The following is a 24,595-nucleotide window of genomic DNA, read 5'->3' as shown; positions in this document are numbered from 1 at the left end:
ATCACACTATGAATTGTTTTTAATCCATTCTGCTCCTGCTTTCAATACGTCAATGTTTACATCAATGACTTTTGGTTTGGATGCAAACATTTCACGAATAGCATTTTCATAGGATTCACGTTTTAAAACATCGCCTAATTCAGTTAAAGCTCCTAAAAGTGCTGTGTTTGCTGTTCTAGCGTTTCCATGTTCTTCTGCAATATCAACACAAGGCATTGCAATAACCTTAACGTCACGATCAGTTTCAAAATTGCCGATTTTAGCGTCGTAAAGTATAACTCCTCCTTCCTTGACATCTTGTGAGAACTGTTCAAGTGAAGGTTTGTTTAAAGCGATAAGAATGTCAATGTCATCAACAACAGGTGTACCGATGGTTTCATTTGAGATAACTACTGAACAGTTGGATTTTCCTCCCCTTTGTTCAGGCCCGTAACTTGGATACCATGAAACATGCTTTCCTTCAGCACATGCTGCTTGAGCTATTGTTAAACCTGCACTTAAAACTCCCTGACCACCGAATCCGGAAACCTTGATGCTTACAGGTTCAATATCCTCATCGACATATCCTACATCATCGCCCCTATTCACATTAAAGATTTTATCCAATGATTCAGTTGAAAAATCACTGGCAGGCCTTTGAACAGGTTGTTTAGTGTATAGATTATTTCTGAAGTTTTTAACAGGGAATTCTTTTTCCATTTGTTCTTCAATGAATTTCTGTGCACTTACAACATCCTGTTTTAAGTTGGTTGGGCAAGGTGAGAGAACTTCAACGAATGAATAACCTTTTCCTTCTTTTTGAACAGTCAATGCCTGTTTAATTGCGTATTTTGCAAGTCTGATTTTTAAAGGATTAGCAAGTGAAACCCTTTCGATAAATACCGGTGCTTTAAGAGTGTTGATTAACTCACACATATGTGTAGGGTGTCCTGCATAGTCTGGGTCTCTTCCAGTTTGACATGTAACTGTTTTTTCACCAATCAATGTGGTTGGAGCCATTTGTCCACCGGTCATACCGTAAACGGTGTTGTTTACGAAGAATACTGCAATTTTTTCTCCTCTGTTTGCAGCCTGTAATGTTTCATTCAAACCAATTGAAGCTAAATCTCCATCTCCTTGATAACTCATTACAATGGCATTGTCTTCAGCTCTTGAAATACCTGTTGCCACTGCTGGAGCTCTTCCGTGAGCAGTTTGGAAGTTTCCACAGTTAAAGTAGAAATAAGCATATACGGAACATCCTACAGGGGAAATCATAACACATCTTTCCTGTATTCCAAGTTCATCCATACATTCTGCTATTAATTTATGTAAGATACCGTGTCCACAACCAGCACAGTAGTGAGTAGATTTAATGTTGGTTCCTTTTCTAGGATACTCTTCTAAAAGGGATTGTGGATTTCTACGTATTTGCTCTTCATAATCTTTATTTATTTTTTCACTCATTTTTCCACATCCTTAATCTATAATATTTGGACTAGCTTTCTCTTCACTTCTTTTTGAAGTGTCAATTTCTTCATCGAGTCCTGCGATTTCATAAATCTTAGCGAGGACATGTTTAAGTTCTATGAGGTTTCCACCCATTCTGTTAACGAGATAGGTGTTTTCTCTTCTGAGTGCAGCATATTGAACATCCCTTAACAATTGACCGTTACTCATCTCAACTGAGATAAAACTAACACCTTTATCAGACAATTCCTTAATTCTATCAACTGGGAATGGGTTTAATGTTATAGGTCTTAAAAGTCCAACTTTAACGCCTTTTTCACGAGCTTTATCGACAGCGGATCTTGCAATACGGCTGCTTATACCATATGATACCAAAATGATTTCTGCATCTTCCACTTGATATTCATCAACAATGACTTCTTCAGTATCGATTTTATCGTATTTTTCCTGAAGTTTGTAGTTGAAATCCTCTAACTCATTGAAATCATTAAATATTGATGTGATGAGATTGTCCATTGTTTCAGCATTTCCTTTTACTGCCCAAGGCTTGTCGTTTTTAGGTTCAATCGCCTTTTCAGGGAACACTAATGGTTCAGCCATTTGACCTAATGTTCCATCTGCTAAAACAACAACTGGGTTTCTCCATTTGTCTGCAAGTTCAAATGCCTTCATGGTCAAGTCACACATTTCCTGAACGCTGTTAGGGGCAAGCACTATGTTTTTATAGTTTCCATGACCTCCTCCATGAACAATTTGATTATAATCTCCTTGTTCAGGACCGATATTACCAAGTCCAGGTCCTGCTCTCATGATATCCACAATAACTGCAGGAAGTTCAGCACCAGCGAGGAAAGTAAATCCTTCTTGCATAAGACTGATTCCCGGTCCGGATGATGATGTCATAACCCTGTGACCAGTACCTGATGCACCATAAACCATGTTTATTGATGCTTCTTCACTTTCCGCTTGCACGAAGTTTCTTCCAACCATAGGGAAGTATTTTGAAGCTTCATGTAAAATTTCACTTGCAGGAGTAATTGGGTATCCGAAGAAACAGTCACATCCGGCATACATTGCACCAATGACAACTGCTGTGTTTCCTTTCACCATTTGATTACTCATTTAGTTTCCCTCCTTGTTAGCAACTTTTGCCTTAATCATTTTAGCAACTGAATCGTTAACAATATTTTTTATCTGATGTACTTCAAGAGCTAATGGCTCTGGACAGGTAAAGTAACAGTCCTTACATCCTGTACAGCCATTGCCACTGTAATAAGCATATTGATATCCTGCGTTGTTCATGTCTTCTGATAGTAATATTGCATTTTGAGGACATCCTGTGATGCATCTCATACATCCTTTACAAATTTCCTTATTTATAACTGGATAAGATATTTCCTCTATCATTATATCATCTAAATTCATTGATTATCGTTTTCTCTTATTTCAACTCTTCTTATTTTACCACTGATTGTTTCTGGAATTTCATCTGTGTATTCAATCATTCTTGGGTATTTATAAGGAGCTGTAACTCTTTTAACATGATTTTGTATGTCTTTTGTAAGTTGTTCTGATGGCTCGAAGCCAGGCTGCAATATGATTGTTGCCTTTACGATTTGGCCTCTAACTTCATCAGGATAAGCGGTAATAGCACAGTTTGAAACTGCCTCGTGTGATAGGACTGCACTTTCTACTTCGTACGGTCCGATACGGTAACCTGAGGATTTGATGATGTCGTCGTTTCTTCCAACAAAGTGGACATAACCGTCTTCATCTATCCATGCGGTGTCTCCACAGTGGTAGTATCCGTGATGGATTTGCTTTTTGTATTTTTCATCATCATTTACATAATCCTTAAACAATCCTGGATTAGGTCCGTCTTCTAATTTGAAACAAAGTTCTCCTTCATCACCGATTTCTACTCTTTCATGATTTTCATCAAGCAGTCTTAAATCAAATAATGGGGAAGGTTTTCCAATGGATCCGACTTTTGCATCCAACCATATGAATGTTCCAATTGATAATGTGGTTTCTGTCTGACCGAATCCTTCCTTAATTCTCAAGCCTGAGATGTCATAGAATCTTTCTGAAACCTCTGGAGGAAGTGGTTCCCCTGCAGTGGTTACATAGGTCATGTTTGAAAAGTCATATCCTTGGATATTTTCCTTAATCAGGAATCTGTATACTGTTGGCGGTGCACAGAAAGTGTTCACCTTGTATTTAATAACATTCTCCAATAATTTTATTCCATTGAATCTGTCGTAATCGTAAATGAATATTGAGGTTCCAGCAATCCATTGACCATAAAGGTTTCCCCAAACAGCTTTTCCCCAACCGGTATCAGCAGCGGTATGGTGGATTCCGTCCTCTACAACATTATGCCAATATTTTGCAGTTGGAATGTGTCCTAATGAGTAGGTATGCTTATGGGATACCATTTTTGGAAGTCCACTTGTTCCGGATGTAAAGTAGATTAAAAAGATTTCTTCCGCATAGGTTTTGTCTTCTCCGGTAGGTCTTTCAAACACTGGGCTTTCTTCCATCATTGCCTTGTTGAAATTGATCCATCCGTCCCTTTCGGTTTCGATAACCAATTTAGGTATGTCAATGCCCAGAGATTTTTCCGCTTCTTCATAATCTGGCAGTAATGTGTCCTCTTCAATTGAGACAACCATTTTCACATTTGCCTCTTTTAGCCTGAAGTCAAGGTCATGAAGCTTAAGCATGTGTGTTCCCGGGATTGGTATAGCACCGATCTTGTGGAGTGCAACCATACAGAACCACCATTCATACCTGTTTTTAAGGGTGAGCATTACACAGTCTCCCTTCTTAATTCCTAATTTTTTAAAGAGGTTTGCTGTTCTGTTGGAATATTCTTTCATGTCCTTAAATGTGAAAGTGTGTTCCTCGTCGTGGTCATTCACCCAGATTAATGCAATCTTTTCCGGGTCGATTTCAGCGTATTTGTCGACTACATCAAATCCGAAGTTGTAGTCATCTTCGTAAGTAAGTTTGAAATTTTTAAAAAAGTCTTCGTAAGAGTCAAAGTCAACTCTCTCTACAAAATCTCCTATAACTGAGGTCATTTAATTATCTCCTATAAATATTATATTATTACTGCTAAAAATTTAGCGGGTTTGTCGTTTAGCGCAACCATTGCGTGTCTATGTGCGGAATCAAAGAATATTGAATCTCCTTCGTTAAGCACGATTTCGTTATTGTGGATATATATTTTTAAGGAACCTTCCAGGACATAGTTGAATTCCTGTCCAGGGTGTGAATTCAGTGAAGGCACAGGGTTCTTTTCCGGATCAACCACTACGATAAAGGTTTCAGCCTTTTTGTGAATGAAATTAGAACATAGGTTTTGGTGAGTATATTCTTTTCTTCTGTCAACTGAAACACCCTTATCTGCACGGGTTACGTCAAAGATGCTCATTCTGCTTTCTTCACCGGTTAATAATAATCCTAAATCAACTTTGAAAATGTGTGCAAGTTCATATAAGAAACTTGCTGGAATGTCTACTTCAGCGTTTTCATATTGGATGTAAGTTTCTTCTGTAATGTTCAAGTCATCTGCAATTTCTTTAATAGTAATGTCTGATAGTTCTCTCAACTCTCTAATTCTATTTCCAATATCTTTGTTGTATTCATTCATTTATATACACCTATTTTTCTAATTGATTTTTTATATTATAATAAATATTATAACATATAGTAACTTTTGATTTTGTAAATATTTAAATCTTAGTAAAAATCATTAAAATTCCGCCTAAAATCATTGAACAAAACTTTTTTTAATTGCATAAATTTGTGACATTTTTGGAAAGTTTTATATAGTTCAAACAATAATTCTAATTTAATAATATTAAGGAGATTATAAAATGTCATCTAATGATATCGGTACTAATGTAATTTTCAAAAAACAATTAGGCCTTAACTATGAAATAGACCAAAAATACGTTGGTTTAAAAATGAAGGAAAATAACATTTTATCTTTCAATTTCAGAGTGCCTGGAGCGTTAATCAATGAAATTGAAGCTTACTTTAAAAGATTCAAATTAGGTGAACCGATCCTTGTGGATATTGGCGGTACTGGAGATATCAAATGTGATTTCAAAGGCATTTCACCGATACTTAAAAATAAGGATGAATTTGACCAATACTTTATCTCAGCCACTTTGCAGGAAGATAAACAATATGATCCTTTAGAAGAAGAGAAATGTGAAACTTGTAGTGGATGCGGATTCCACTAACTTTTAACTTTTTTTTAACTATACTGCTTTTTAAGATTTCCTGTTTCCTTGATAATATATTTTGCCAACAGGTATGTTCCGATTAGTGTAATGACTAATGAAGGGACAATCCAAGGAAGTTGTGCCATTGCAATGTCTATTCCACTTGTCTCAACGACTGTTGCAAAGACATTGTTTAGGAAATGAACTGCCATTGGAATCAGGATATTATCTGTTTTCAGGTATAGGATACACATGCAGATTCCGAAAAGAAACGCGCTTGTGATGCCTCCGAAATCATGTCCGATTGCAAACAGGAATGATGATATAATCATTGCAGGCACGATTCCGGTTCTTATTTTAAGCCTGTTGAACAACACGCCTCTGAATGTCAATTCCTCAACAATAGGTGCGAAGATTATTGCTGCAACTGAGTCAAGGATTAGTGCCCCTGAATCAATGTCCACTGTATCGATGTCCCACATTGAAATCCAGTTGGGATCTCCAAATCCTATGATGATATCCAGCGCGGAAATCAGAAACATAAAAAGGCATGCAAACAGGAAATTGATTATGAATATATAAAGTATCTCCTTTTTAACGTCATCTTTAAATAATCCTTCAAAATTGCTTCCAAGTCCTTTTGTGCCTCTCAATGCCCATGCGTAAAGCAGAACTGCAATTAATAAAAATAGAATCATGAACATGTCATCTTCATCTAAAAATGGGAATGGAATTATCAAAACGCCGGTTAGTATGATGGAGATTATGACTCCAATGATTAAATCCCTGATTCTTATTGTCCTTAAGCGAACATTGAAATCAGTAACGCTCTTATCCATATTATCACCTAAAGTATTATCCTGAACCATTCAACAGTTTCAATTATCTGTTTTTCAAAGTCATCTGAATTGATTTTTAAATTAATCTTTTCAAGATTGCTGATGTCTGCCTGTGAGTGTTTTATGTCTCCCGGACGTTCCGGCTGATAATCAGGTTCCATGTCACTTCCAAGTGTGGTTTTGATGATTTCATATAGCTGGTTGATTGTCAATTTCTTGCCGGAGGCAACATTTAACGGGCCATTGTAATCGGATTTGCATGCGGCAATGTTTGCACGAACAACGTCATCAACATAAACAAAGTCCCTTGTCTGTTCACCGTCACCGTAAATTATTGGCTTTTCACCATCAAGAATTGCTGAGATGAAATTGGGAATCACCGCACCATACTCGGAGTTCTTGTCCTGTTTGATTCCAAACACATTGAAATATCTCAATGCTACATAGCTTAACCCATAATCTTCATGAAATGCATCTAAGTATTGTTCACATCCTGCCTTGGATGCTGCATACGGGGAAGCAGGCATCAGTGCTTCTGTTTCCTTCAATGGAATGTTTTCATTGTTTCCGTAAACTGAGCATGATGATGAGAAAATTACCTTCTTAACATTGTTTTTCACCGCTGAGCTGAGAAGCCTTACAGTCGCATCAAGGTTCACCTCATTGCATCTGACAGGGTTTCCAATACTTAACGGAACATTTGCCATGGCTGCAAGGTGGAAAATATAATCAATATCCACGGTTAACTTGTCAAAATTAACTTTGCAAATGTCTTCTATCACTATTTTTAAATTTGGGTGAGTAGAATCATTTAAATTTTTAATATTTCCAGTGGACAAATTATCAACAATAATAATCTTATTATCGTTAATTAACTCATTAACGATGTGAGATCCGATAAAACCAAGTCCTCCAGTTATTAAAATCTTTTTATTTTTCATTAAACCACTTATGTCAATGTTAAGTTATTATTGAACAATTATATATTATTTTTAAGTAACAATATTTATATATTTTTATATAAATAATTATATTATTAAGAGGAGTCTAATAATATGTTTGATTTGATGGATAGTACCATATTCTTTGCTTCCTATGGTAATTTTCTAGGGCTTAGCAATATAACAATCAGTTCATTTGACCTGGTATTAGCTTATATTGTAACTATCATCTGCGCAATAGCAGTTGCATTAGTTTTAAGAATCCCATTATTACCAAGCAAACCATATAGGTATTCTTTTGATGTTAGTGCACTATATCCGACTCCAATAATAGCTATTGGTGTTTTATCATTATTTTTTGTTTTAAATTATACTTTCATGTATAACGGTTTGGTTTTAGCTATTGTCATTGGTGTTTTATCTGCATTGTTTGTGAAATACCTGTTCGATTTCGTATTTCCAAAGCCTCTGGATGAAACTGCGGGAGAGGATATTGATGAATGAGGTAATTGGAATAATAATTGCCGCAATTCTTTGTTGGTTGAATTTTGTAATTGTGGATACATATTTCGGACTTCCCGAGCAGCCTGGCGTAAGAGGAGCCAGCATTATTGGTAAAGATATTGAGAAAAGAGGGGGAGATATTGCTGGTGGATACTTCCAGGGAAACGTCTTATGTTCTCCTGACGCATCTGCTGGTACTTTATTAGCTTCTATTGGATACTTGCTTTTAGGAATTCCAGGTGGAATCATCGCAGCATTCCTTGTATTTATAGGAAACAGGTTATGCGCTGATCCTGGGTATGCCGGAACTGTTGGAAGTTTGACTGCAACAGCAATCATATTCATAGCATCATTCATCGGTTTGACACCGGAAATGTTCATTGTGGGTATGGTTATAGCTATATTGACCATTATGGGCATTGACCAGACCAAAGCTTCAATAGTTTTAGGTAAAATTGCCGAAAAGTTCAATAGGCATGCTAGAGAGTGATTATATGTATGTTGAAATTATTGGAGTTATAGTCATATTCGTAGCATTAAGAGCTTTGATAACTCAAAATAGAGCTGAAAAATTATTATATTTGAATGTTATTGGGTTTGGAGTTTCTGCAATCATTGCATTGGTAATCAATACTCCATTTGCTCTTATAGTTGCAGCAGCATTCTTCATTTGCTCAACAATAAGTGCAAACGCTATTGCCTATACATTGAAAAGACTTGATGAGGAAATACTGCTGGAGTGATTTGAATGGAGTTTTTCGTATCAATTATTGCAATAGCATTGATGGTTATCGGTGCATTCGGTATAATATTTTTAAAAAGGCCGTTGGATAAGGTCATAATGTTTTCCATACTTGATGCAGGATTTGTTTTAACTGTTGTATTATTTAAATATTTGGATGTTGCACTGTTTGCAGCTCTAGCCGGCCCATTATCAACATTAGTATTTATTTTATCCATTGTTAAGATTAAGGAAATCAGAACAAGGAAAATCGCAAGTGGTGATGTGGAATGATCGACGTTACATTGTTTTTCTATTTCGGTATTATCCTGGCGATTGTCGGAAGCATCGCTACAGCTTGGGGTCCTGGAGTCAATGACCCAATCGTAAGGACCTTCAATACGGAAGTTGCATCAATCGGTGTTTGTCTGGTATTGTTATGCTACAATCATGTTTTAGCATTGTTGACTTTGCTTGCAACAACCGTTATTATCAGTTTAATCTTATTTAGAGCTATTATTCGTTTAGAAGAAATGGGGGCTGACGTATGAGGATTGGAGTTTTATGGAACAAACTGGCTGACCCTAAAAACATTCCACGCCTGTTCGCATTCAGCCTTGGAATCATATTGATTGTTGGTTTGATTGTGCCGATGGCATTGAATCCTGACCAATTGTATCCTAGACCTGCTCCACAGGAGCAAATCGATGAGGGACTTGCAATCGCACCTTACGACAGGGGCGGTGAGGTTCTGGTTTCACCTGGTGAGATTGACCCGCAATACCCTGATAATGCGGCAAGCCTAGGAATGATTACAGGTTATATGTCACCTCTGGCCCAATGGATATCATCAATATCACCGTACTTCGGTACATCAATCTACTCATCCCCTGGTGGTTTGATTGATGAGATACTCTATTATACAAGAGGATTCGATACAATACTTGAATCTAGCATTCTGATGATGTCATTCATCATCGCATCATGGTTATCCATTAATTATACAATGAATAGAAAAAATGATGAGGAAGAAATTAAAAAGGACTTCAAAAAAGCCATAACAGATTCAACTCATGTGGCTAATGAAGTCAAGGCAAATGACGCAAAGGCAAGATCAAAACAATTGAGGAGGGATAACTGATGCTTTACGTTCCTCAAGAGTTCATCAGCATGTATCTTCCTGCAATCTATGCGGGATTGATTATCGGTTTCATTGGAACCATGGCAATTGCAATGAAAAGGGAAGAGATACATATCCTCATATTGACTGACATTGTTGGTCTTGCAATGATATTCGTCGTTTCTGCAGTTGGTACAGACCTTGCAGAAGCGTTAATCTTACCAGGTCTGGTAGTCGAGCTGGCCGAAACCTTGGCCATTTCAGAAATACTGATTACTCGTGAAATGCGCAAGATTGAACAGGATCCAAGAGCTAACTTAACCAAATCAAGCTCAATGTTCCCTCAGGCATTCTCACTTGACATGGAGATAATGACTACCGCACCTAATTTCATAGCATTGGTATTGATAGCTTACGGTATATTCCTCACTGGTTTTACTGGAGGAGCAGTAGCTGGTGGAGGAATCGTTTTGTATGCAATTTCTAAAAAGGCAAGAGGACTACCTGTATTGATGCTTGACGGCATTGCAGGAGTTTCCGGAATTGCATGGTGCATATGGATAATCGGTTTCCTATTATTCTTTGTGGCACCTCAATACTGGTTATTAAGTTTATTCTTGGCAGCATGTGGATTATTACTAAAAGTAGCTTCCAAAGTAGGTCTTATCGGCCTGCTTATGAGAGAGGACATTGATAAGGAGTAGATAATATGGATTTCGTTACACTTGGAGGAAATTTACTTGGAACAATTCCGCTTGGAGACATCGTATTATACTTAACTCCGTTCAACCTGTTCCTTTTTGCAGTTTTATTAGGTTTCACAGCGTTGATTGCTATCAGTAAACCTGAAACTCAAGTTGAAGCATCAAAATTCAATACATTAGGTGTTGCCGAAGTTAAAGTTGATGAAAAAGAATTTAAACAGAGAAGATTTTTATCTGTAATCTGTGGAATAGCTTCCGCTGGAGCAATGATTACTGGAGATTTATTCAATTTCACATTGTTCATGGCTTTGGTGGGAATATTAAATATTGGTATTGTATCTGCCGTTAAACAGACTAGCGTTTTAAACTCAGCGTTCAATTATGGTCTTATCGCCATGATGTGCAGTCTTCCGTTGTTTGGTGGAGCTGCAATCATCCTTGCGGCAACCGGTACACTGTCCCTTGCGGTATTGTCCCAAATGCCTGCAAGTCCGATGGTAGTGTTCGGTGCAATATTGATGCTTATCGGTATATTGGGTGAAAGTGGAGTGGCACCGTTCTTTGCAAGCAAGGCGGAAATGTTCAGAACCCCTGGTTCTCCATTCATCGTCATTATTCACTTAAGCTCACTGTTTATTATTGTAAGAGCTGTTGAAATTTTATTATTGGTACTGTGGTAAGTGGTTTGTATGGTTAGTCAAAAGATTATAAGTATTATAGTATTGGTTTTATCAACAATAGCCATTTTAGCATGTTTGGTAATAAACTTCGATGCATGGATTGTCTACACAGTTGCAATGTTCGCAATTCCGGCATGGGTTTTATCTTTAGGTTTATTGACTATGGCCAAACCGAAACCTGAAGACGAAGAAGGAAGGTTAAAGGAGCCATTTACTGGATATTAGGGTGGTATTATGAATTTAATGGCAGAAATTTTAATTCAAGTTGTTATAGCATTTTTGGCAGGAAGCCTTCTTTTAGGTTTGCACAGGAAGGTCATGGCCCGTGTACAGAGACGTCCTGGACCACCTATCATTCAGCATCTGTTGCATTCATTGAAATTCTTCTTTAAGGAAACAGGATTTCCAAAAACTGTATCCAAACCGTTTTATATTGGAATCACATTCATATTGGCATTGATTTGGATTGTGGGGGTAATTGCAGGTCCTGTGGCTCATGATTCCCTACTGATATTGTTCGGTGTTTATGCTGTCTACAAGATTGTTGAGCACAACTCTGGATCAAGCTCAGGTTCACCTTACGGTAAGCTGAGCTGCGTAAGGGCAGTATTGTCTGCGGCCACCGAATTGCCATTGTTTGCGGCAATAATATTCGTCTATCTGGTGACCGGCACCATGAACATTGGAGAAATCATAACATACCAGTCAGTTCATGGCCCGTTGATATACACAATTCCGCTTGCGGCACTGATGTTCTTCATGCTCATCATTACAAAATCCCCTTACTCTCCGTTTGCAATCACAAAGGACAAGGCTTTGATTTCAGGTTTTGAAACCGAGCATTACGGATTGTTAAGAGGATTCATGCACTTTTCAGAATCAATTGCATGGTATGTGATGCTTTGGGTGTTCCTGACAATATTCTTCGGTCCGTTGAATGCCGTTGGATATCTTATCGGAATGATTGTAATAACATTCATCACAGGTTTCATTAACGCTGCAACACCGTTACTCAGTCCGAACCATTCAGTGATGACCCAGATTACAATCGGAGCTATATGCTTCTTTGGAACAGTGATAATGATATTTTCAGGAGTGGTAGCATGAACAGTGAAGATGTAATCGTTTATTTCACAGCATTGGTTGCAATTGGCGTGATAATTGTGGGACTGCTTGCAACATTCCTGCACTCAACAACACTTGCACCGATAGTTGTAATCGGAATTGTCCTTGCAGCTTTCGCGCTTCTTTCAAGAGGCAATTTTTCACACAAGATTGAAAGTATCGAGAAATTATGTTTTGTAATTACATTCATAGCAATTATTTGCTCATTTATATTACTTTATAAACCTATGTAGGAGATTATTATGTTAGATTATATGATTTACATACTTGCATTTGTTGTGGGATCCATTCTAGGATTGCTTTACAGCTACAAGCAGCATGGTGAAGCATATGTTGCCGTAACTGAAATCAACACCGTTGCATTGGTTCTTGCAATTGTCGGATGGTTTTTGGCATTCAATGCAGGAAACGTTATTTTATCAGCTATCGGTTTTCTCCTCGCAGGATTTGTAATGGGAGAAAGACCAGGTTATGGAAGAAAGGAAACCGCAATCGGATTGGCAATATCCGTGATTGTGTATTTGGTAATGCCGATAATTTAGGTGATTTGCATGGATGATGAATCTAAAATGAAATTGATGAAGGAAAGAATACTTGGAAGTTATGCATGGCAAAGAGACATTATAAATCCACTTTCAAAGGATTTTGAATGCACACCTGAAGAATTGAAGGAAGTATTTTTCAAGTTATTTGGTATGGACACTTTAGAGGCATTCCATGGAACATTCGATGTTGCCAACAGGTTATGCCTTGAGAAGAAATTCCATGCGGATTTAAGATTATGCTGGTTTATCGGTTATTTGGAAGTCTTGAGTGATGAGGAAGGAGATAAACTGAAAAAGAAACTAGTTGACGAGGTCCTGTCCGGAAGGGATTATGATGAAGTATTGAAGGAAGGTCAACTGGAATTATTTGAAATATTAAAGGAAAAATCAGAATATTAACGTTTATAAATTTATTGAAATAAGAGGGAGTACAATGTTAGATGCTATTAAGGATGTTGTGAGGAAAAGCTCTATTCACGTCTGTATCGTAAATTGTGGCGGATGTAATGGATGTGACGTTGAATGCGTTGCCCTATTATCTCCAAGATACGACCTGGAGCAGTTCGGTATTTATGTTCACAATAATCCTCGTGAAGCTGATGTTCTATTGTTAACCGGTGCTGTCACCGAACAATGGAAAGATAACTTAAAGAGAATTTATGATAAAGCTCCTGAACCAAAAATAGCTGTAGCTGTTGGAAACTGCCCAATATCAGGGGATGTGTTTGCACAGGAAGGTGGTCATGTAAATGCCCCTGCTTCAAATTTCATTCCGGTTGCGGCTGAAATTCCAGGATGCCCTCCAAGGCCTAGCGAAATATTGGAAGCTATCCTTGCAGTGGGTCCTCAAGCTATTGCTGATCGTGGGAGGGAACAAAAATGATAGTGCCTATTGGTCCAATTCACCCTGCTTTAAAGGAACCTATCAGATTAAGACTTCAAACTGAAGGAGAAAGGGTTGTTAAAGCTGAAATTGAATATGGTTATGTTCACAGGGGAATTGAAAAGATAATTGAAGGAAAAACCTGGCAGAAAGGAATCTATCTGTCTGAAAGGGTATGTGGAATCTGTTCATATGAGCACACACAAACCTTTGCAGAGACAATTGAACAGATTTCTGATGTTGACGTGCCTGTTAGAGCCCAATTCTTAAGAACAATTACAAATGAATTGGACAGGATTCAAAGTCACTTGCTTGGAAACTCAACGTTCTTCAAGTCAATGGACCATGAGACCCTGTTCATGCATGTTCTGGAGTTAAGGGAATATGCAATGGATTCAATTGAACTGTTAACTGGAAACAGGGTTAATATGGGTTGGAATGTTGTTGGTGGTGTCCGGATGGATGCCGATGAGCGCCATTTCAATGAAATTCTTAAAAACCTTGATAAAATTGAAGAGGGCTTTGAAAGAACCCGTCAGCTCTTTGCAGAAGGTCCAGCATTAGCCTTAAGATGTAAAGGAATAGGCGTAATGACCAAAAAAGAGGCCATTAAAGGAAGAGCAGTCGGACCTATCGGAAGAGCATCAGGAATTAAAAGAGATTTCCGTAACGGCCATTACACTTATGATGATTACTTTGACTTCAAGGTCATCAGAAGAACCGAAGGAGACAATTACGCAAGAACATTAACAAGATTTGATGAAATACCTGAATCAATAAGCATAATCAGACAAGCAATCGAAAACATACCGAAAGGTGAAGTACGTACTCCTGTAGATTTGAAATCTGGTTATGCAATGCGTCAAAACGAGGCTCCTCGTGGTGAAGTGACCTATATGATTGAAACCAACGGTCATCTGATTAAGAACATTTCAATCAGAACCCCAAGTATTGCGAACATGGATGCCTGTGCAAAATACATGATTCGTGATGTGCCGACAGTTGCAGATGCTGTTGCTACTTATGCTACAAGTGACCCTTGTGTTGCATGTGCAGAAAGGGTGGCAATAACAAACGAGGCTGGAAAAACAGCCATCAAACGCTTTGATGAGGTGATATAAGTGTCATCTCTGATATGGTACATTTACGATTTTGCAAGAAAGGCATGGGTTGACACTTTCACCAATGCAAAAAACGACCCGGAAATATCCGAAAAGCCTGAACGTTTCAGGGATTTCCCAAAGGTCAATAAGGAATACTGTATTGGCTGTGGAGCATGTACAGTGTCTTGCCCTTCACCAAATGCAATCAAGCTTGTTCGTGATGAGGACTCTGAAGAGGGAGCCGGTTTGACTTACCCAGTAATCAAGCCGGGAGCATGTATTCGCTGCGGATTCTGTGCGGAAGTCTGTCCGACCGACCCGAAAACATTGGAATGCGGTTTGAATCATTTAATCTTGCCGGAATTCAATATCATTCCATCCAAAAGGCAATACATTGTTGACGATTATTTATGTATTAAATGTAAGAAATGTTTGAAGAAATGCCCTGTTGAGGCAATAAGCGAAGTTGACGGTAAAGTGGTTGTAGACCAGCTCACCTGTATTTCCTGTGGTGAATGCCTTGACGTCTGTCCGGTAAACGGTGCAATGAAGGCAGTGTTTGTTGACAATCTCCAGGACCAAAAGGACCTCATTGTTTTGTGTGTTGATTACCTTGAGGAATACATCAACTCCAAGGAGGATGATTTGAGGTCATTGGAGAAAAATGGTCTGTTGCAGTATGACGTTTCCCTATCAGCGATATGGGACAAGGCTTTAAAAATCATTCCTGATGAGGAAATTGCACGGGAAATCATTACCAATGCGGTCAACAGGCTTAAGGTCAGGATAATCGACTGGGACAAGGACAAATGTAAGAAATGCCAGTTATGTATTCCTGATTGTCCAACCGGATGCATTTCATTTGACGAGAAGAACGATACTATCGTAAGAGATAAGGATAGATGTTTACGTTGCAGTATTTGTTACCAGACATGTCCGTTTTCAGTAATCAAATACTTCATATCCAAGTTTTCACTTGATGACGGTGAAAACATTCACGTTACTGTAAAGGCATCTAATCTGAACGATGATTTGTTTATGGAGTGAGTGTTATGATTGACAGTTATACTAAAACACCAAGACCGTTAAGGCATGTGGATGTCGACTATCTTGTCGACCAGACCAAATGTGCCGAATGTAGCGACAAGCCATGTCTCGAGTCATGTCCGATTGATGCAATATACATTGATGAAACTGATGGACTCATTAAATTGAAAAGCACTTGCTTCGGTTGCGTATTATGCCGCAACGCCTGTCCGTTGGATGCAATATCACTTGATGTCAAGATGGACCCTCCTTTAAAGGAAAACGTTCCAAACATCAACACCAAGCTATGTAAGGCATGCGGTGCATGTGTGCAGGCCTGTAAGAATGGTTCAATTCATATTGTTGCAAACGGCAATGAGGAACCTCACAGCCAAATAGACAAGGACACATGTGTGAGATGCGGGTACTGTTTCAGAGTATGTCCTACCGATGCAATCAAATACGGCGAACTGCTTCCTAAGACAGTCAAGGGAGGTAAGGCAATTGTCGTCAACCAGAAAAACTGTATAGGCTGTATGACATGTACAAGAGTGTGTCCGTCAATGGGAGCAATAAACGTTGGAAGAACCAACAAGCTGCCGTATATCAACCCAGGATACTGTGCAAGATGTGAAGAATGTATGCATTCCTGTCCTTCAGGAGCAATAAGATACTCTTCACGTAAAAAAGCATATAAGATGTACAGTGAAATCCGCTCATTCGATATAGTGTCAAGCATCATAGACCATGACGTTAAAAGATTATCACTTGATTTAATCAGTTTGAACAAGGTTTTAGAGAAAGTGGGCAAATCCATTGCATTGGAATTCAATGACCAGAACTTTGAAAACTTCATCGAATGCAAGGTCAACGACATGATGGAGAGGGAGTTGAAGATAAGTCTCGATTCAAGCATTGAAATAGACAAGTTCACAAAGCTATTCGGATCATACCTGATGGACAGGAACATTGAAGTATATGACAAGAAATGTATCGCCTGTGGCGAGTGCTACAACGTCTGTCCGGTCGATGCAATTGAAGTCAACGGCCCAAATCCAATCACAATCAACGACAATTGTGTATACTGTGGTAAATGTGTGGAAGCATGTCAATTTGATGCAATCGGCGCTTATGACGATTACTTCTACAGCAAGGACAGTGATTTGTACTATGCAAGGTCATATCTCTACCAGCAAAGGCTTGGGGACTTTTCACTTTCCGATGAAAAATGTCAAGCATGCGCAATCTGTGTTAAAAACTGTCCTGTTGAGGCATTGTCCCTGACAGATGATGACAAGATTGAGTATGACAGTGAAAAATGCATCTACTGCAGAAACTGTGAGGCAATATGCCCATTGGATGCAATCAGAATAGTCAATTTTAGGTGAGTCAAGTGTTTGAAAAGTCATACATTACAGACTGCGAAGGGCCATTAACCCTTAATGACAATGCATATGAATTGGCAGACCATTTCATCGAGGATGGAGGGGAACTGTTCAAGACTCTCAGTTTGTATGATGATTATCTTGTGGATGTTGTTCATAAGGAAAATTACAAGGCAGGAAATACATTGAAATTGATCTTGCCGTTCTTTGTGGCTGAAGGCATCAGCAATGATGATATGGTTGAGTTTTCCAGAAAACATATCTACTCAGTCAGCGATTCAAAATTACTATTGGAATACTTGAAGGAAGCCATGAATACTTACATAGTAAGTACCAGTTACGGCCAATATATTGAAGCTGTATCAAATTATATGGAAGTTCCATTTGAGAACACCTTTTACACAAATGTCAATGTAGATGAACTGGAACTTACTGGTGAGGAACGTGAAAAAATCATGGAATTCAAGGCAATGATACTTGAAAACACAGAGGACTATGAGCTTTTCGATGACATATTCTTCAAGCAAATCACACAAATGGGAATCTATGCCAAAATCAAGGATGTGGAAGTCGTTGGAGGCCAAGGCAAGAAACTCGCCATTGACAAGATCATCGAAAGGGATGACATTAACGTAAACGAGATTCTCTACATTGGAGACAGCATAACCGATGTCGAGCCACTGGCGTTTGCACGTGAAAACGATGGAGTGAGCATATCATTCAACGGCAATGAGTACCCTTTAAAGGTTGCTGAAATTGCAATCGTATCTCCAAGTGCAATAGCAACAGCGGTCGTGACCAATGTCTATGCTGAAAATGATAAGGATAAAGTATTGAAATTTATTGATGATTATAACAATTCAAAAGATTACAAAAAACTATTGGATGACTACAATATCGATGAAAACGTAAAAGATAAGTTTTTCTCAGTCTTTAAGCAAGATTATCCATTAATACAGGTCATCACAGATGAGAACTATGATGACATACTGACAGTAAGCAAGCAAATGAGAAACGATATTCGTGGTCAGGACATAGGTGGATTAGGATAGTGTTAATATGAATTATGATAAGGTGGAAGACACATTCTTTGAAGCATTTCAAGGAAAATATGTAAGAGCATTAATCACAGGCCCTACAGAAAAAATAGTTAAAAGGGCTGCATACGATTCAACCTCAACTCCAAGTGCAGTTATAGGAAGAGTTGAAGGAGGAATTGAAGGATTCTTGGATGAATCCGAAACACCGGACGGAAGATTCGGTGCAATCGTGCAATACTGGTTAGGTGGCGACGATGTTGAGAAATTCGCATTTGAACTATCCTACAGGTTAAGGCAGGATGTTCTGGTCAAGCCGTTCACACGCATATTCGACTGGTCAGACAAGGGCAGTGACGAGTACATTGAAATGATGGACATTGTAGGTCACTGCGGTGACGGATATGAGTGGATTGTTGAAGAATACGGCAGAAAAATGATCAACGTCCCAATTGCAGTGCCTGACTTCCAGATTGAGGAAAAATTCAAGATAAACGATGGAACCATGGGTGGAAACTTCTGGTATCTATGCGAAACCCCAGAAGCAGTGCTTGAAGCTGGAGATGCCATTATCGAGGCAATCATGAATGTTGAAGGTGCCACTGCACCATTCGATATCTGTTCAGCGGCATCAAAGCCTGAGACAAACTATCCGGAAATCGGACCGACCACCAATCATGTCTACTGCCCTTCCCTAAAGGAAAGGCTAGGAGATGAGTCCAAGGTTCCTGAAGGTGTCAATTACATTCCTGAAGTGGTGATAAATGCAATTGACGAGAAATCAATGAACGAGGCAGTGAAAGCCGGAATTGATGCAGCATTGGAATTTGACGGTGTTGTGAAAATATCTGCAGGCAATTTCGATGGAAAGCTTGGAGAAAAGAACATTAATTTATTGGATATCTTAAAGTAAGGTTTTAACATGGAAATATTTGACAGTGATTTGAATGCAGAAGTCATAGGGTTCGGAGCATTGAACGTTGACAAGCTCTACTCTGTGGAAAATATTGTTTCCAAGGATGAGGAAAGCTTCATCAAGGATGAAACCGACACTCCAGGAGGCTCTGCAGCTAATACTATGGTTGGATTGTCAAGACTAGGTTGCTCCACATCAATAATTGGAAAGATTGCAGAAGATGAGGACGGAGACCTTATAGAATACAATCTGGCAATCAATGGAATTTACACTAATAATTTGATTTACTCAGAAACAGGTTCTACAGGCAAATGCCTGGGATTTGTCGATAAGGATGGTGAAAGATGTCTTTACATCGACCCAGGGGTCAATGATGAAATCAGGCTCGATGAAATCAATCCGCTGAACATCATGAGATGCAAGATAATGCATTACACCTCATTTGTAGGTGATTCATTCAAAACCCAAATTGAATTATTGGAATTGCTCAACAAGGATTGTGTATTGAGTTTCGATCCTGGAATGCTGTATGTCCAAAAGGGATTGGACGAGCTAAGACCGATACTTGAAAGAACCAATATACTATTGATAAATGAAGCAGAATTAAGATTATTATGTAATAATAATGAATCCTCCCTAAAGGAATTGGCTATTGGATTTTTGGATATGGGAATTGAAACCGTTGTTATAAAGCAGGGCTCAAAAGGAGTGTTTGCAATGAACAATCATGAAACCTGCGAAGTGGAATCCTACAAGTGTGACGTTGTTGACACTACAGGTGCCGGTGACAGTTTCAACAGCGGATTCTTATACTCCTATCTGAAAGGTTATGATTTGGAAAAATCATGTCAAATCGGAAATTGGGTGGCCAGCAAGGCCATTGAAGGATTCGGCATGGAAAAATTCCCTTCCCTGAAAGACTTGGAGGATTTTTTCTAAGATAATATTTATATTAAAAAAATTATTTAGTTGGTATTAAAATGAATGTGTCCTTTATAAAACAGATGAAAAACCTGGAACGTGAAGTTCTTTTGAAATCTGTTGAATTAGATGATGATGGTGACGATTTCCAATTTGAACTGGATAATTTCAGCACAGAAGAGGAAATCATCGCCGTGGCGCCTAGATGCGTAAGATGCAATACCTGTGTTGGTGAATGTCCAGTTAATGCAATCGAACCAGCTAATATTTTCAGAATGGCTAAAATTACTGACAAGTGCGTTAAATGTGAGATATGTGTCCAGACATGTCCTGTTTCAGCAATCAAACTGATCAGTAATTCAGTCGTTTACAATGATGAGGATGAGCGTGAAGTAGTTGAGTATGACTTGGCAAACATCAGATATCCTCATAGAGTAGTTCGTATGAATAGTATTTCAATTGATTATTCAAATGACAATAATTGGGATGATTGTGCAAACCTGTGTCCGACAAATGCATTCACTCTCGAATTCAAGGAGTTCTTTGAGCAAAGAAACATGGATTTGGGAATTGAATTGATAGAGGATGAATTGTATCCATATGTCAATGAAAAGATGTGCATAGGATGCGGTGCTTGTAGAGAAATATCACTAAATAACTTCGCAATTGAATTGGACAGATACATTGGACCGATTCATCATTCAAGGTTCATTGATGTTAACTATGATTCATGTGTGAATTGTTTTTTATGTGAGGAAAATTGCCCGACAGGTGCAATAGAGTTAGTTGACGGTGAAGTTGTTCTAGACAATGACAAATGCATAAGATGCGTTGAATGCACAAACCATTGTCCTGTAGGAGCACTAAAGAGAATAGATATGAAATAATAAAATGGGGTCTGTTTATGAAAGCAAAAGAATTGATGGATAAAAGTTTCGTATATTTAAACTGTGATGACAGTATTATTGACGCTTCAAAAGCGATGGAAGATGTTAGGCGTTTCACTTGCCCGGTTGTAAATGAGAAAAAACAATTGGTTGGGTGGATTACAGCCTTCGATATAACAAAAGGATTAAGGGAAGGAAACGATAAGATTTCCGAAATCATGAGCAGTGCCGAAGAGGTATCAACAGTTCATGAAAACGATCCAGCAAGAAAAGCGGTAATCTTGACCGCAAACAACAAGTTCGTTACCGTGCCTGTTGTAAATGACGATAATCAAGTAATAGGTATGGTTCGCGCATGTGACATTGTGGAATTGTTGTCTGAGCTTTATGATATTAAAGTCGTTAAATTATACAAAGCAATGCAAAATCAGCTCAAGGGCGTAACATGGGAAGAGCTGATGTCAGCATCTGCTTTGGTATCCAAGAAAACAACCGGTAAAAAGATTTCCCCTGAGGAATATGAAGCAAACATTAAGGACTCAACATTTGGGGAAGCCATTTGGGCAACCGGTGGTCTTGAAAAATTCTTTGCAGGTCTGATTTCTGTGGGTGAAATGGTTATTGCCCGTAGAGTCGGAAGGGCAAAGAAATAATCTTGTGAATATGGAAAAACGTGAACATATCGAAAATTCATTGAATATGAGTTTAAAACAAGGCTTTGAGTTTTAAACTCATCTAACCCCATTATTACTACATATTCATAAGATTTTAAACACTTTCCTATTTTTTCATTAATTATTTATATGAACCTAAACAAAATTCTATTATTGATTAGGTGAATATATGCATTTTTACAAAAGACTTTTTATTATTTTAATAGTTTTTATCTTCATTAACATTGCAGTTGTTTCCGCTGAAGATGTGAATTCAACACAAGAAATTGAATTGGCGGATAACAATACATTTGAAGTCAGCGAAGTTGAAAACTCTGCCGTTAATGTTGATGAAACAAATTCAACAGGCAACGACACTGCTGTTGAAAAGACTGCTCCTGAAATTGCCTTGGGGTCAAAAACGGTTGACAGTAAGGATACCTTGGAGATATATCTGACAAACTCCTCAGGCAGTCCATTGAAATCCAAAAAGATAGTTGCCGAGATTAACAACAAGAAATATTCACTTACAACCAACTCAAAGGGCATAGCCAAATTGAACATCAATCTGGACGCAAAAACATATAAGCTCACCATTTCATTTGATGGTGATGATAATTACACTTCATTTTCAAAGGCATTCAGCATTAAGGTGGTCAAGCTCAAAACAAAGATTACCGAATCAGCAAATTTTGTGGTCAGGGGAAACTATCTCTACTTCTATCTCACCGACAGCAATGGAAACGGTGTTTCAGGCAAGAAGATGACCATCAAATACAATGGAAAGACATACACCAAAAAGACAAATAAGTATGGCACTGCCAAAATCAAGATAAAGGGGTCTAAATCAAAATACTCAATCAAGGCCAAGTTCAAATCAGACAAGCAGTACAAGGGATCCTACAGGAACCTTAAGTTTTATGTGACCTCCTCAAGGTCAATCAAGATATCCAATTCAAAATTGCTGACCAATGGATATATGAGAATCTATCTGAAGGTTTCAGGAAAGGCCGTTAAAAAGAAGGTCACATTGACAATTGGCGGTAAGAAAATAGCCAAAAAGGCAAATTCAGAAGGAATAGTCATCATAAAGCCTAAAGTCAAGGCAGGTCATTATACCGTCAAGGCACAGGTCGGCAAGTATTACTCCAAAAAGAACATCAAGTGCTATGATGGCAATGTCAAGGACCCCCTCAAGGAAAGCGTTCCATTAAAAAACGGCCTTCCGGATGTTGACTTGATGCCTGGAAGCTATGTCATGGGTGATGACAACGGTAAATACACCCTTAAGAAATCACAATACCGTGAAGTGTTGAAAAGGGACAGCTATTGTCTGTTTTTAAATGGTAAGCTGACCAAATTCACATTCTTCAAGACAAAATCACATCCTAAACTCAATCACATTATCAAGCGTGAAAAGTGGAACGTGATTGAAAGAGCCATCAATGAAAAGCTTGTTAAAAAGAATAAGAAAGGTTACTGGCCTGGAAAGGTCACAGTTTCCCTTAAGGGAAAATCCTATACCTATCCATATGTCCGGGATGTTCAGGGAACCGCCTACACTTGCGGTCCGACTTCAGCTAGCATGTGCAGCCAGGTTCTCAAGAATTATGTCTGCGAGAAGTATCTGGCCAAGCTTGCAGGGTCAAAGCGTGGCGAGGGAACAAGCTGCAGCGACATGATCAGCGCATTGAAGAAGAACAATTTCATCTGTGAATACTTCTACAAGTCCACATTCAGTTATGCGTTAAATGAGCTTAAAAATGGTGGTTGCGCTTTGATATTCCATGCTAATAATCATTATGTCAGCATCTTAGACATCAGCAGCAACGGCAAGAAGGTATTGGTGAGCAATTCATATGGGGCATATGACAACATCCCGACCAAGTGGGTCAAGGTCAGTTTCATGAAAAAGAAATTCTCTCCGAAATGGGATGAAAGCCTTATTGTCAGGTTAAATTATAAGCTTTCAGATTCTGCTAAAAACAGCATAAGCAGCTATTACCACAGTTTTGGCACTGGTTGGCATAAGCACAGCACTTCCCAGAGTATCGGAAGAATATAATCCTTTTTAAATTTAATTTTATTCTTTTCTCATTTTTATTTTACTTAACTCAAATAAGCTTTATAATTAGTTTTATATACTTTAAGGGTTAAATAATTCTTTATGGATTTAAATTTTGACTTTACTGAAAAAAGAGTAATAATTACTGCATTTTTCTGTATGGCATTTACCATAGCAAACTTAATTACTGTTAAAATTATTAACATAGGATTTTTAGGAATGGAAACTCCTGCTGGAGTGCTAATCTATCCTTTAGTATACATCCTTACAAATGTTATTGCTGATGTTTATGGTGAAAGAACTGCGCGCAGAACCATTATCTTAGGTTTATGTGTTGACGTGTTGTTTGTGTTCATGACAACCTTGATATTGTTCTTGCCTTCTCCTGCAACATACACCGGAGACTCAAGCCTTGCATTTGTATTCACACAAACTCCAAGAATCCTTGTTGCATCATACATTAGTTACTTAATCGGTAACTTTGTAAACGCAAGAATCACAACTATCGTTAACAAAGGAAACGATTATTCAGCTGTTAAAAACTTAGCTGTAATCGCATTCTCTGAATTAATCGACAACTTTGTTTTCATTGGTTTAGCATTCATTGGAGTGTTCCCTGTATGGGAAATCTTAGTGATGATCATTTCTCACTGGATATTAAGTTTAATCTGGAGTGCAATCGCTCAACCGTTCACAGGTATGACTGTAAGATGGGCTGAGAAAGGAAAACCTGCAGAAGCTTAAAATTTTCATGGGAAATTTTTTCCCAACTTTTTTTTATTTTCAAATAAATTTTCAAATGAGAAACTATTTTATACTTTTATTCAGATATATAATATTAATCAGAAATTGG

At 38.2% G+C, this 24,595-nt stretch carries 32 protein-coding genes; 25 read left to right on the top strand and 7 right to left on the bottom strand.

Annotated features, from left to right (window positions below):
• Positions 1 to 6: 6 nt before the first annotated feature.
• Genes E7Z78_RS01310 through E7Z78_RS01290 form a run of 5 tightly spaced genes read right to left on the bottom strand, consistent with a single transcriptional unit; the run spans position 7 to position 5,107 of the window.
• Positions 7 to 1,446: a 2-oxoacid:acceptor oxidoreductase family protein gene (locus E7Z78_RS01310; RefSeq protein ID WP_303723370.1), complete on the bottom strand. Its 1,440-nt coding sequence runs from the start codon at positions 1,444 to 1,446 to the stop codon at positions 7 to 9.
• A 12-nt stretch (positions 1,447 to 1,458) separates the two neighbouring features.
• Positions 1,459 to 2,571 carry a 3-methyl-2-oxobutanoate dehydrogenase subunit VorB gene (locus tag E7Z78_RS01305; protein ID WP_303723369.1) on the bottom strand — a complete coding sequence of 371 codons (1,113 nt, stop codon included), beginning with the start codon at positions 2,569 to 2,571 and terminating at the stop codon, positions 1,459 to 1,461.
• On the bottom strand, positions 2,572 to 2,856 hold the full coding sequence (locus E7Z78_RS01300) for a 4Fe-4S dicluster domain-containing protein (RefSeq protein ID WP_303723399.1): 285 nt from the start codon (positions 2,854 to 2,856) through the stop codon (positions 2,572 to 2,574).
• Between the two features lie 14 nt (positions 2,857 to 2,870).
• Entirely contained in the window at positions 2,871 to 4,535 is a 1,665-nt protein-coding gene (locus E7Z78_RS01295) for an AMP-binding protein (protein ID WP_303723368.1), read from the bottom strand.
• Between the two features lie 20 nt (positions 4,536 to 4,555).
• Positions 4,556 to 5,107, bottom strand: coding sequence for a helix-turn-helix domain-containing protein (locus E7Z78_RS01290; RefSeq protein ID WP_303723367.1), 552 nt, complete (start codon positions 5,105 to 5,107; stop codon positions 4,556 to 4,558).
• A gap of 226 nt (positions 5,108 to 5,333) precedes the next feature.
• Between E7Z78_RS01290 and E7Z78_RS01285 the strand changes: the two genes are divergently transcribed.
• Positions 5,334 to 5,705, top strand: a complete 372-nt coding sequence (locus E7Z78_RS01285; RefSeq protein WP_303723366.1) for a hypothetical protein — start codon at positions 5,334 to 5,336, stop codon at positions 5,703 to 5,705.
• 14 nt (positions 5,706 to 5,719) lie between these two features.
• On the opposite strand, the gene E7Z78_RS01280 is transcribed toward E7Z78_RS01285, so the two are convergent.
• Complete coding sequence (locus E7Z78_RS01280) at positions 5,720 to 6,526, bottom strand: CPBP family intramembrane glutamic endopeptidase (RefSeq protein WP_303723365.1); 807 nt, start codon at positions 6,524 to 6,526, stop codon at positions 5,720 to 5,722.
• An 8-nt stretch (positions 6,527 to 6,534) separates the two neighbouring features.
• Positions 6,535 to 7,467 (bottom strand): NAD-dependent epimerase/dehydratase family protein, encoded by a 933-nt coding sequence (locus E7Z78_RS01275; RefSeq protein WP_303723364.1) that lies wholly within the window; start codon positions 7,465 to 7,467, stop codon positions 6,535 to 6,537.
• A gap of 114 nt (positions 7,468 to 7,581) precedes the next feature.
• Here E7Z78_RS01275 and E7Z78_RS01270 point away from each other — a divergent pair, with 114 nt between their 5' ends.
• From E7Z78_RS01270 to E7Z78_RS01155, 24 genes are all read left to right on the top strand, one after another.
• Complete coding sequence (locus E7Z78_RS01270) at positions 7,582 to 7,971, top strand: energy-converting hydrogenase A subunit A EhaA (protein WP_303723363.1); 390 nt, start codon at positions 7,582 to 7,584, stop codon at positions 7,969 to 7,971.
• Entirely contained in the window at positions 7,964 to 8,461 is a 498-nt protein-coding gene (locus E7Z78_RS01265; RefSeq protein ID WP_303723362.1) for a hypothetical protein, read from the top strand. Before E7Z78_RS01270 ends, E7Z78_RS01265 begins: the two co-directional genes overlap by 8 nt.
• A 4-nt stretch (positions 8,462 to 8,465) precedes the next feature.
• Positions 8,466 to 8,714, top strand: a complete 249-nt coding sequence (locus E7Z78_RS01260; protein WP_303723361.1) for a DUF2109 domain-containing protein — start codon at positions 8,466 to 8,468, stop codon at positions 8,712 to 8,714.
• 5 nt (positions 8,715 to 8,719) lie between these two features.
• A complete protein-coding gene (locus E7Z78_RS01255) occupies positions 8,720 to 8,986 on the top strand; it encodes a DUF2108 domain-containing protein (protein ID WP_303723360.1) in 267 nt (88 codons plus the stop codon).
• Entirely contained in the window at positions 8,983 to 9,243 is a 261-nt protein-coding gene (locus tag E7Z78_RS01250) for a DUF2107 family protein (RefSeq protein ID WP_303723359.1), read from the top strand. Before E7Z78_RS01255 ends, E7Z78_RS01250 begins: the two co-directional genes overlap by 4 nt.
• A complete protein-coding gene (locus E7Z78_RS01245) occupies positions 9,240 to 9,833 on the top strand; it encodes an EhaF family protein (protein WP_303723358.1) in 594 nt (197 codons plus the stop codon). The genes E7Z78_RS01250 and E7Z78_RS01245 overlap by 4 nt, the downstream gene beginning before the upstream one ends.
• A complete protein-coding gene (locus tag E7Z78_RS01240) occupies positions 9,833 to 10,516 on the top strand; it encodes an EhaG family protein (protein ID WP_394354852.1) in 684 nt (227 codons plus the stop codon). The genes E7Z78_RS01245 and E7Z78_RS01240 overlap by 1 nt, the downstream gene beginning before the upstream one ends.
• 5 nt (positions 10,517 to 10,521) lie before the next feature.
• A complete protein-coding gene (locus E7Z78_RS01235) occupies positions 10,522 to 11,196 on the top strand; it encodes a hypothetical protein (protein WP_303723357.1) in 675 nt (224 codons plus the stop codon).
• A 9-nt stretch (positions 11,197 to 11,205) separates the two neighbouring features.
• Complete coding sequence (locus E7Z78_RS01230) at positions 11,206 to 11,421, top strand: DUF788 domain-containing protein (RefSeq protein ID WP_303723356.1); 216 nt, start codon at positions 11,206 to 11,208, stop codon at positions 11,419 to 11,421.
• A gap of 9 nt (positions 11,422 to 11,430) precedes the next feature.
• Positions 11,431 to 12,303, top strand: coding sequence for a respiratory chain complex I subunit 1 family protein (locus tag E7Z78_RS01225; protein ID WP_303723355.1), 873 nt, complete (start codon positions 11,431 to 11,433; stop codon positions 12,301 to 12,303).
• A complete protein-coding gene (locus E7Z78_RS01220) occupies positions 12,300 to 12,554 on the top strand; it encodes a hypothetical protein (RefSeq protein WP_303723354.1) in 255 nt (84 codons plus the stop codon). The genes E7Z78_RS01225 and E7Z78_RS01220 overlap by 4 nt, the downstream gene beginning before the upstream one ends.
• 9 nt (positions 12,555 to 12,563) lie before the next feature.
• Positions 12,564 to 12,863: an energy-converting hydrogenase subunit EhaL family protein gene (locus E7Z78_RS01215; RefSeq protein ID WP_303723353.1), complete on the top strand. Its 300-nt coding sequence runs from the start codon at positions 12,564 to 12,566 to the stop codon at positions 12,861 to 12,863.
• Between the two features lie 9 nt (positions 12,864 to 12,872).
• A complete protein-coding gene (locus E7Z78_RS01210; protein WP_303723352.1) occupies positions 12,873 to 13,265 on the top strand; it encodes a DUF1959 family protein in 393 nt (130 codons plus the stop codon).
• 34 nt (positions 13,266 to 13,299) lie between these two features.
• Positions 13,300 to 13,749 carry an NADH-quinone oxidoreductase subunit B family protein gene (locus E7Z78_RS01205; RefSeq protein WP_292895407.1) on the top strand — a complete coding sequence of 150 codons (450 nt, stop codon included), beginning with the start codon at positions 13,300 to 13,302 and terminating at the stop codon, positions 13,747 to 13,749.
• Positions 13,746 to 14,870, top strand: coding sequence for a nickel-dependent hydrogenase large subunit (locus tag E7Z78_RS01200; protein WP_303723351.1), 1,125 nt, complete (start codon positions 13,746 to 13,748; stop codon positions 14,868 to 14,870). Before E7Z78_RS01205 ends, E7Z78_RS01200 begins: the two co-directional genes overlap by 4 nt.
• Positions 14,871 to 15,899, top strand: coding sequence for a 4Fe-4S binding protein (locus E7Z78_RS01195; RefSeq protein WP_303723350.1), 1,029 nt, complete (start codon positions 14,871 to 14,873; stop codon positions 15,897 to 15,899). It abuts the gene before it with no gap.
• Positions 15,896 to 17,266, top strand: coding sequence for a 4Fe-4S binding protein (locus tag E7Z78_RS01190; RefSeq protein ID WP_369693456.1), 1,371 nt, complete (start codon positions 15,896 to 15,898; stop codon positions 17,264 to 17,266). The genes E7Z78_RS01195 and E7Z78_RS01190 overlap by 4 nt, the downstream gene beginning before the upstream one ends.
• Positions 17,267 to 17,271: 5 nt before the next feature.
• On the top strand, positions 17,272 to 18,315 hold the full coding sequence (locus E7Z78_RS01185; protein ID WP_303723348.1) for a hypothetical protein: 1,044 nt from the start codon (positions 17,272 to 17,274) through the stop codon (positions 18,313 to 18,315).
• A gap of 7 nt (positions 18,316 to 18,322) precedes the next feature.
• Entirely contained in the window at positions 18,323 to 19,213 is an 891-nt protein-coding gene (locus E7Z78_RS01180; RefSeq protein ID WP_303723347.1) for a formylmethanofuran--tetrahydromethanopterin N-formyltransferase, read from the top strand.
• 9 nt (positions 19,214 to 19,222) lie between these two features.
• Complete coding sequence (locus E7Z78_RS01175; RefSeq protein WP_303723346.1) at positions 19,223 to 20,155, top strand: carbohydrate kinase family protein; 933 nt, start codon at positions 19,223 to 19,225, stop codon at positions 20,153 to 20,155.
• 41 nt (positions 20,156 to 20,196) lie between these two features.
• On the top strand, positions 20,197 to 21,024 hold the full coding sequence (locus E7Z78_RS01170; RefSeq protein ID WP_303723345.1) for a 4Fe-4S binding protein: 828 nt from the start codon (positions 20,197 to 20,199) through the stop codon (positions 21,022 to 21,024).
• Between the two features lie 17 nt (positions 21,025 to 21,041).
• Positions 21,042 to 21,677 (top strand): HPP family protein, encoded by a 636-nt coding sequence (locus tag E7Z78_RS01165; RefSeq protein WP_303723344.1) that lies wholly within the window; start codon positions 21,042 to 21,044, stop codon positions 21,675 to 21,677.
• 190 nt (positions 21,678 to 21,867) lie between these two features.
• Positions 21,868 to 23,742, top strand: coding sequence for a hypothetical protein (locus tag E7Z78_RS01160; protein WP_303723343.1), 1,875 nt, complete (start codon positions 21,868 to 21,870; stop codon positions 23,740 to 23,742).
• A 102-nt stretch (positions 23,743 to 23,844) separates the two neighbouring features.
• Positions 23,845 to 24,486 carry a queuosine precursor transporter gene (locus E7Z78_RS01155; protein ID WP_303723342.1) on the top strand — a complete coding sequence of 214 codons (642 nt, stop codon included), beginning with the start codon at positions 23,845 to 23,847 and terminating at the stop codon, positions 24,484 to 24,486.
• Positions 24,487 to 24,595 lie beyond the last annotated feature (109 nt).

Source organism: Methanobrevibacter thaueri (assembly GCF_015062915.1).
Taxonomy (GTDB): domain Archaea; phylum Methanobacteriota; class Methanobacteria; order Methanobacteriales; family Methanobacteriaceae; genus Methanocatella; species Methanocatella thaueri_B.
The sequence above is the reverse complement of the archived record's forward strand: the minus strand, read 5'-3'. Positions and strand labels throughout refer to the sequence as shown.

Bases quoted from the DNA above. Each gene is read 5' to 3' on its own strand.
- E7Z78_RS01275 (WP_303723364.1), bottom strand. From the start codon at position 7,467: ATGAAAAATAAAAAGATTTTAATAACTGGAGGACTTGGTTTTATCGGA.
- E7Z78_RS01180 (WP_303723347.1), top strand. From the start codon at position 18,323: ATGAATTATGATAAGGTGGAAGACACATTCTTTGAAGCATTTCAAGGA.
- E7Z78_RS01170 (WP_303723345.1), top strand. From the start codon at position 20,197: ATGAATGTGTCCTTTATAAAACAGATGAAAAACCTGGAACGTGAAGTT.
- E7Z78_RS01220 (WP_303723354.1), top strand. From the start codon at position 12,300: ATGAACAGTGAAGATGTAATCGTTTATTTCACAGCATTGGTTGCAATT.
- E7Z78_RS01160 (WP_303723343.1), top strand. From the start codon at position 21,868: ATGCATTTTTACAAAAGACTTTTTATTATTTTAATAGTTTTTATCTTC.
- E7Z78_RS01310 (WP_303723370.1), bottom strand. From the start codon at position 1,446: ATGAGTGAAAAAATAAATAAAGATTATGAAGAGCAAATACGTAGAAAT.
- E7Z78_RS01270 (WP_303723363.1), top strand. From the start codon at position 7,582: ATGTTTGATTTGATGGATAGTACCATATTCTTTGCTTCCTATGGTAAT.
- E7Z78_RS01165 (WP_303723344.1), top strand. From the start codon at position 21,042: ATGAAAGCAAAAGAATTGATGGATAAAAGTTTCGTATATTTAAACTGT.
- E7Z78_RS01155 (WP_303723342.1), top strand. From the start codon at position 23,845: ATGGATTTAAATTTTGACTTTACTGAAAAAAGAGTAATAATTACTGCA.
- E7Z78_RS01250 (WP_303723359.1), top strand. From the start codon at position 8,983: ATGATCGACGTTACATTGTTTTTCTATTTCGGTATTATCCTGGCGATT.
- E7Z78_RS01175 (WP_303723346.1), top strand. From the start codon at position 19,223: ATGGAAATATTTGACAGTGATTTGAATGCAGAAGTCATAGGGTTCGGA.
- E7Z78_RS01280 (WP_303723365.1), bottom strand. From the start codon at position 6,526: ATGGATAAGAGCGTTACTGATTTCAATGTTCGCTTAAGGACAATAAGA.
- E7Z78_RS01215 (WP_303723353.1), top strand. From the start codon at position 12,564: ATGTTAGATTATATGATTTACATACTTGCATTTGTTGTGGGATCCATT.
- E7Z78_RS01255 (WP_303723360.1), top strand. From the start codon at position 8,720: ATGGAGTTTTTCGTATCAATTATTGCAATAGCATTGATGGTTATCGGT.
- E7Z78_RS01205 (WP_292895407.1), top strand. From the start codon at position 13,300: ATGTTAGATGCTATTAAGGATGTTGTGAGGAAAAGCTCTATTCACGTC.
- E7Z78_RS01225 (WP_303723355.1), top strand. From the start codon at position 11,431: ATGAATTTAATGGCAGAAATTTTAATTCAAGTTGTTATAGCATTTTTG.
- E7Z78_RS01260 (WP_303723361.1), top strand. From the start codon at position 8,466: ATGTATGTTGAAATTATTGGAGTTATAGTCATATTCGTAGCATTAAGA.
- E7Z78_RS01245 (WP_303723358.1), top strand. From the start codon at position 9,240: ATGAGGATTGGAGTTTTATGGAACAAACTGGCTGACCCTAAAAACATT.
- E7Z78_RS01240 (WP_394354852.1), top strand. From the start codon at position 9,833: ATGCTTTACGTTCCTCAAGAGTTCATCAGCATGTATCTTCCTGCAATC.
- E7Z78_RS01235 (WP_303723357.1), top strand. From the start codon at position 10,522: ATGGATTTCGTTACACTTGGAGGAAATTTACTTGGAACAATTCCGCTT.
- E7Z78_RS01210 (WP_303723352.1), top strand. From the start codon at position 12,873: ATGGATGATGAATCTAAAATGAAATTGATGAAGGAAAGAATACTTGGA.
- E7Z78_RS01295 (WP_303723368.1), bottom strand. From the start codon at position 4,535: ATGACCTCAGTTATAGGAGATTTTGTAGAGAGAGTTGACTTTGACTCT.
- E7Z78_RS01300 (WP_303723399.1), bottom strand. From the start codon at position 2,856: ATGATAGAGGAAATATCTTATCCAGTTATAAATAAGGAAATTTGTAAA.
- E7Z78_RS01290 (WP_303723367.1), bottom strand. From the start codon at position 5,107: ATGAATGAATACAACAAAGATATTGGAAATAGAATTAGAGAGTTGAGA.
- E7Z78_RS01230 (WP_303723356.1), top strand. From the start codon at position 11,206: ATGGTTAGTCAAAAGATTATAAGTATTATAGTATTGGTTTTATCAACA.
- E7Z78_RS01265 (WP_303723362.1), top strand. From the start codon at position 7,964: ATGAATGAGGTAATTGGAATAATAATTGCCGCAATTCTTTGTTGGTTG.
- E7Z78_RS01200 (WP_303723351.1), top strand. From the start codon at position 13,746: ATGATAGTGCCTATTGGTCCAATTCACCCTGCTTTAAAGGAACCTATC.
- E7Z78_RS01305 (WP_303723369.1), bottom strand. From the start codon at position 2,571: ATGAGTAATCAAATGGTGAAAGGAAACACAGCAGTTGTCATTGGTGCA.
- E7Z78_RS01285 (WP_303723366.1), top strand. From the start codon at position 5,334: ATGTCATCTAATGATATCGGTACTAATGTAATTTTCAAAAAACAATTA.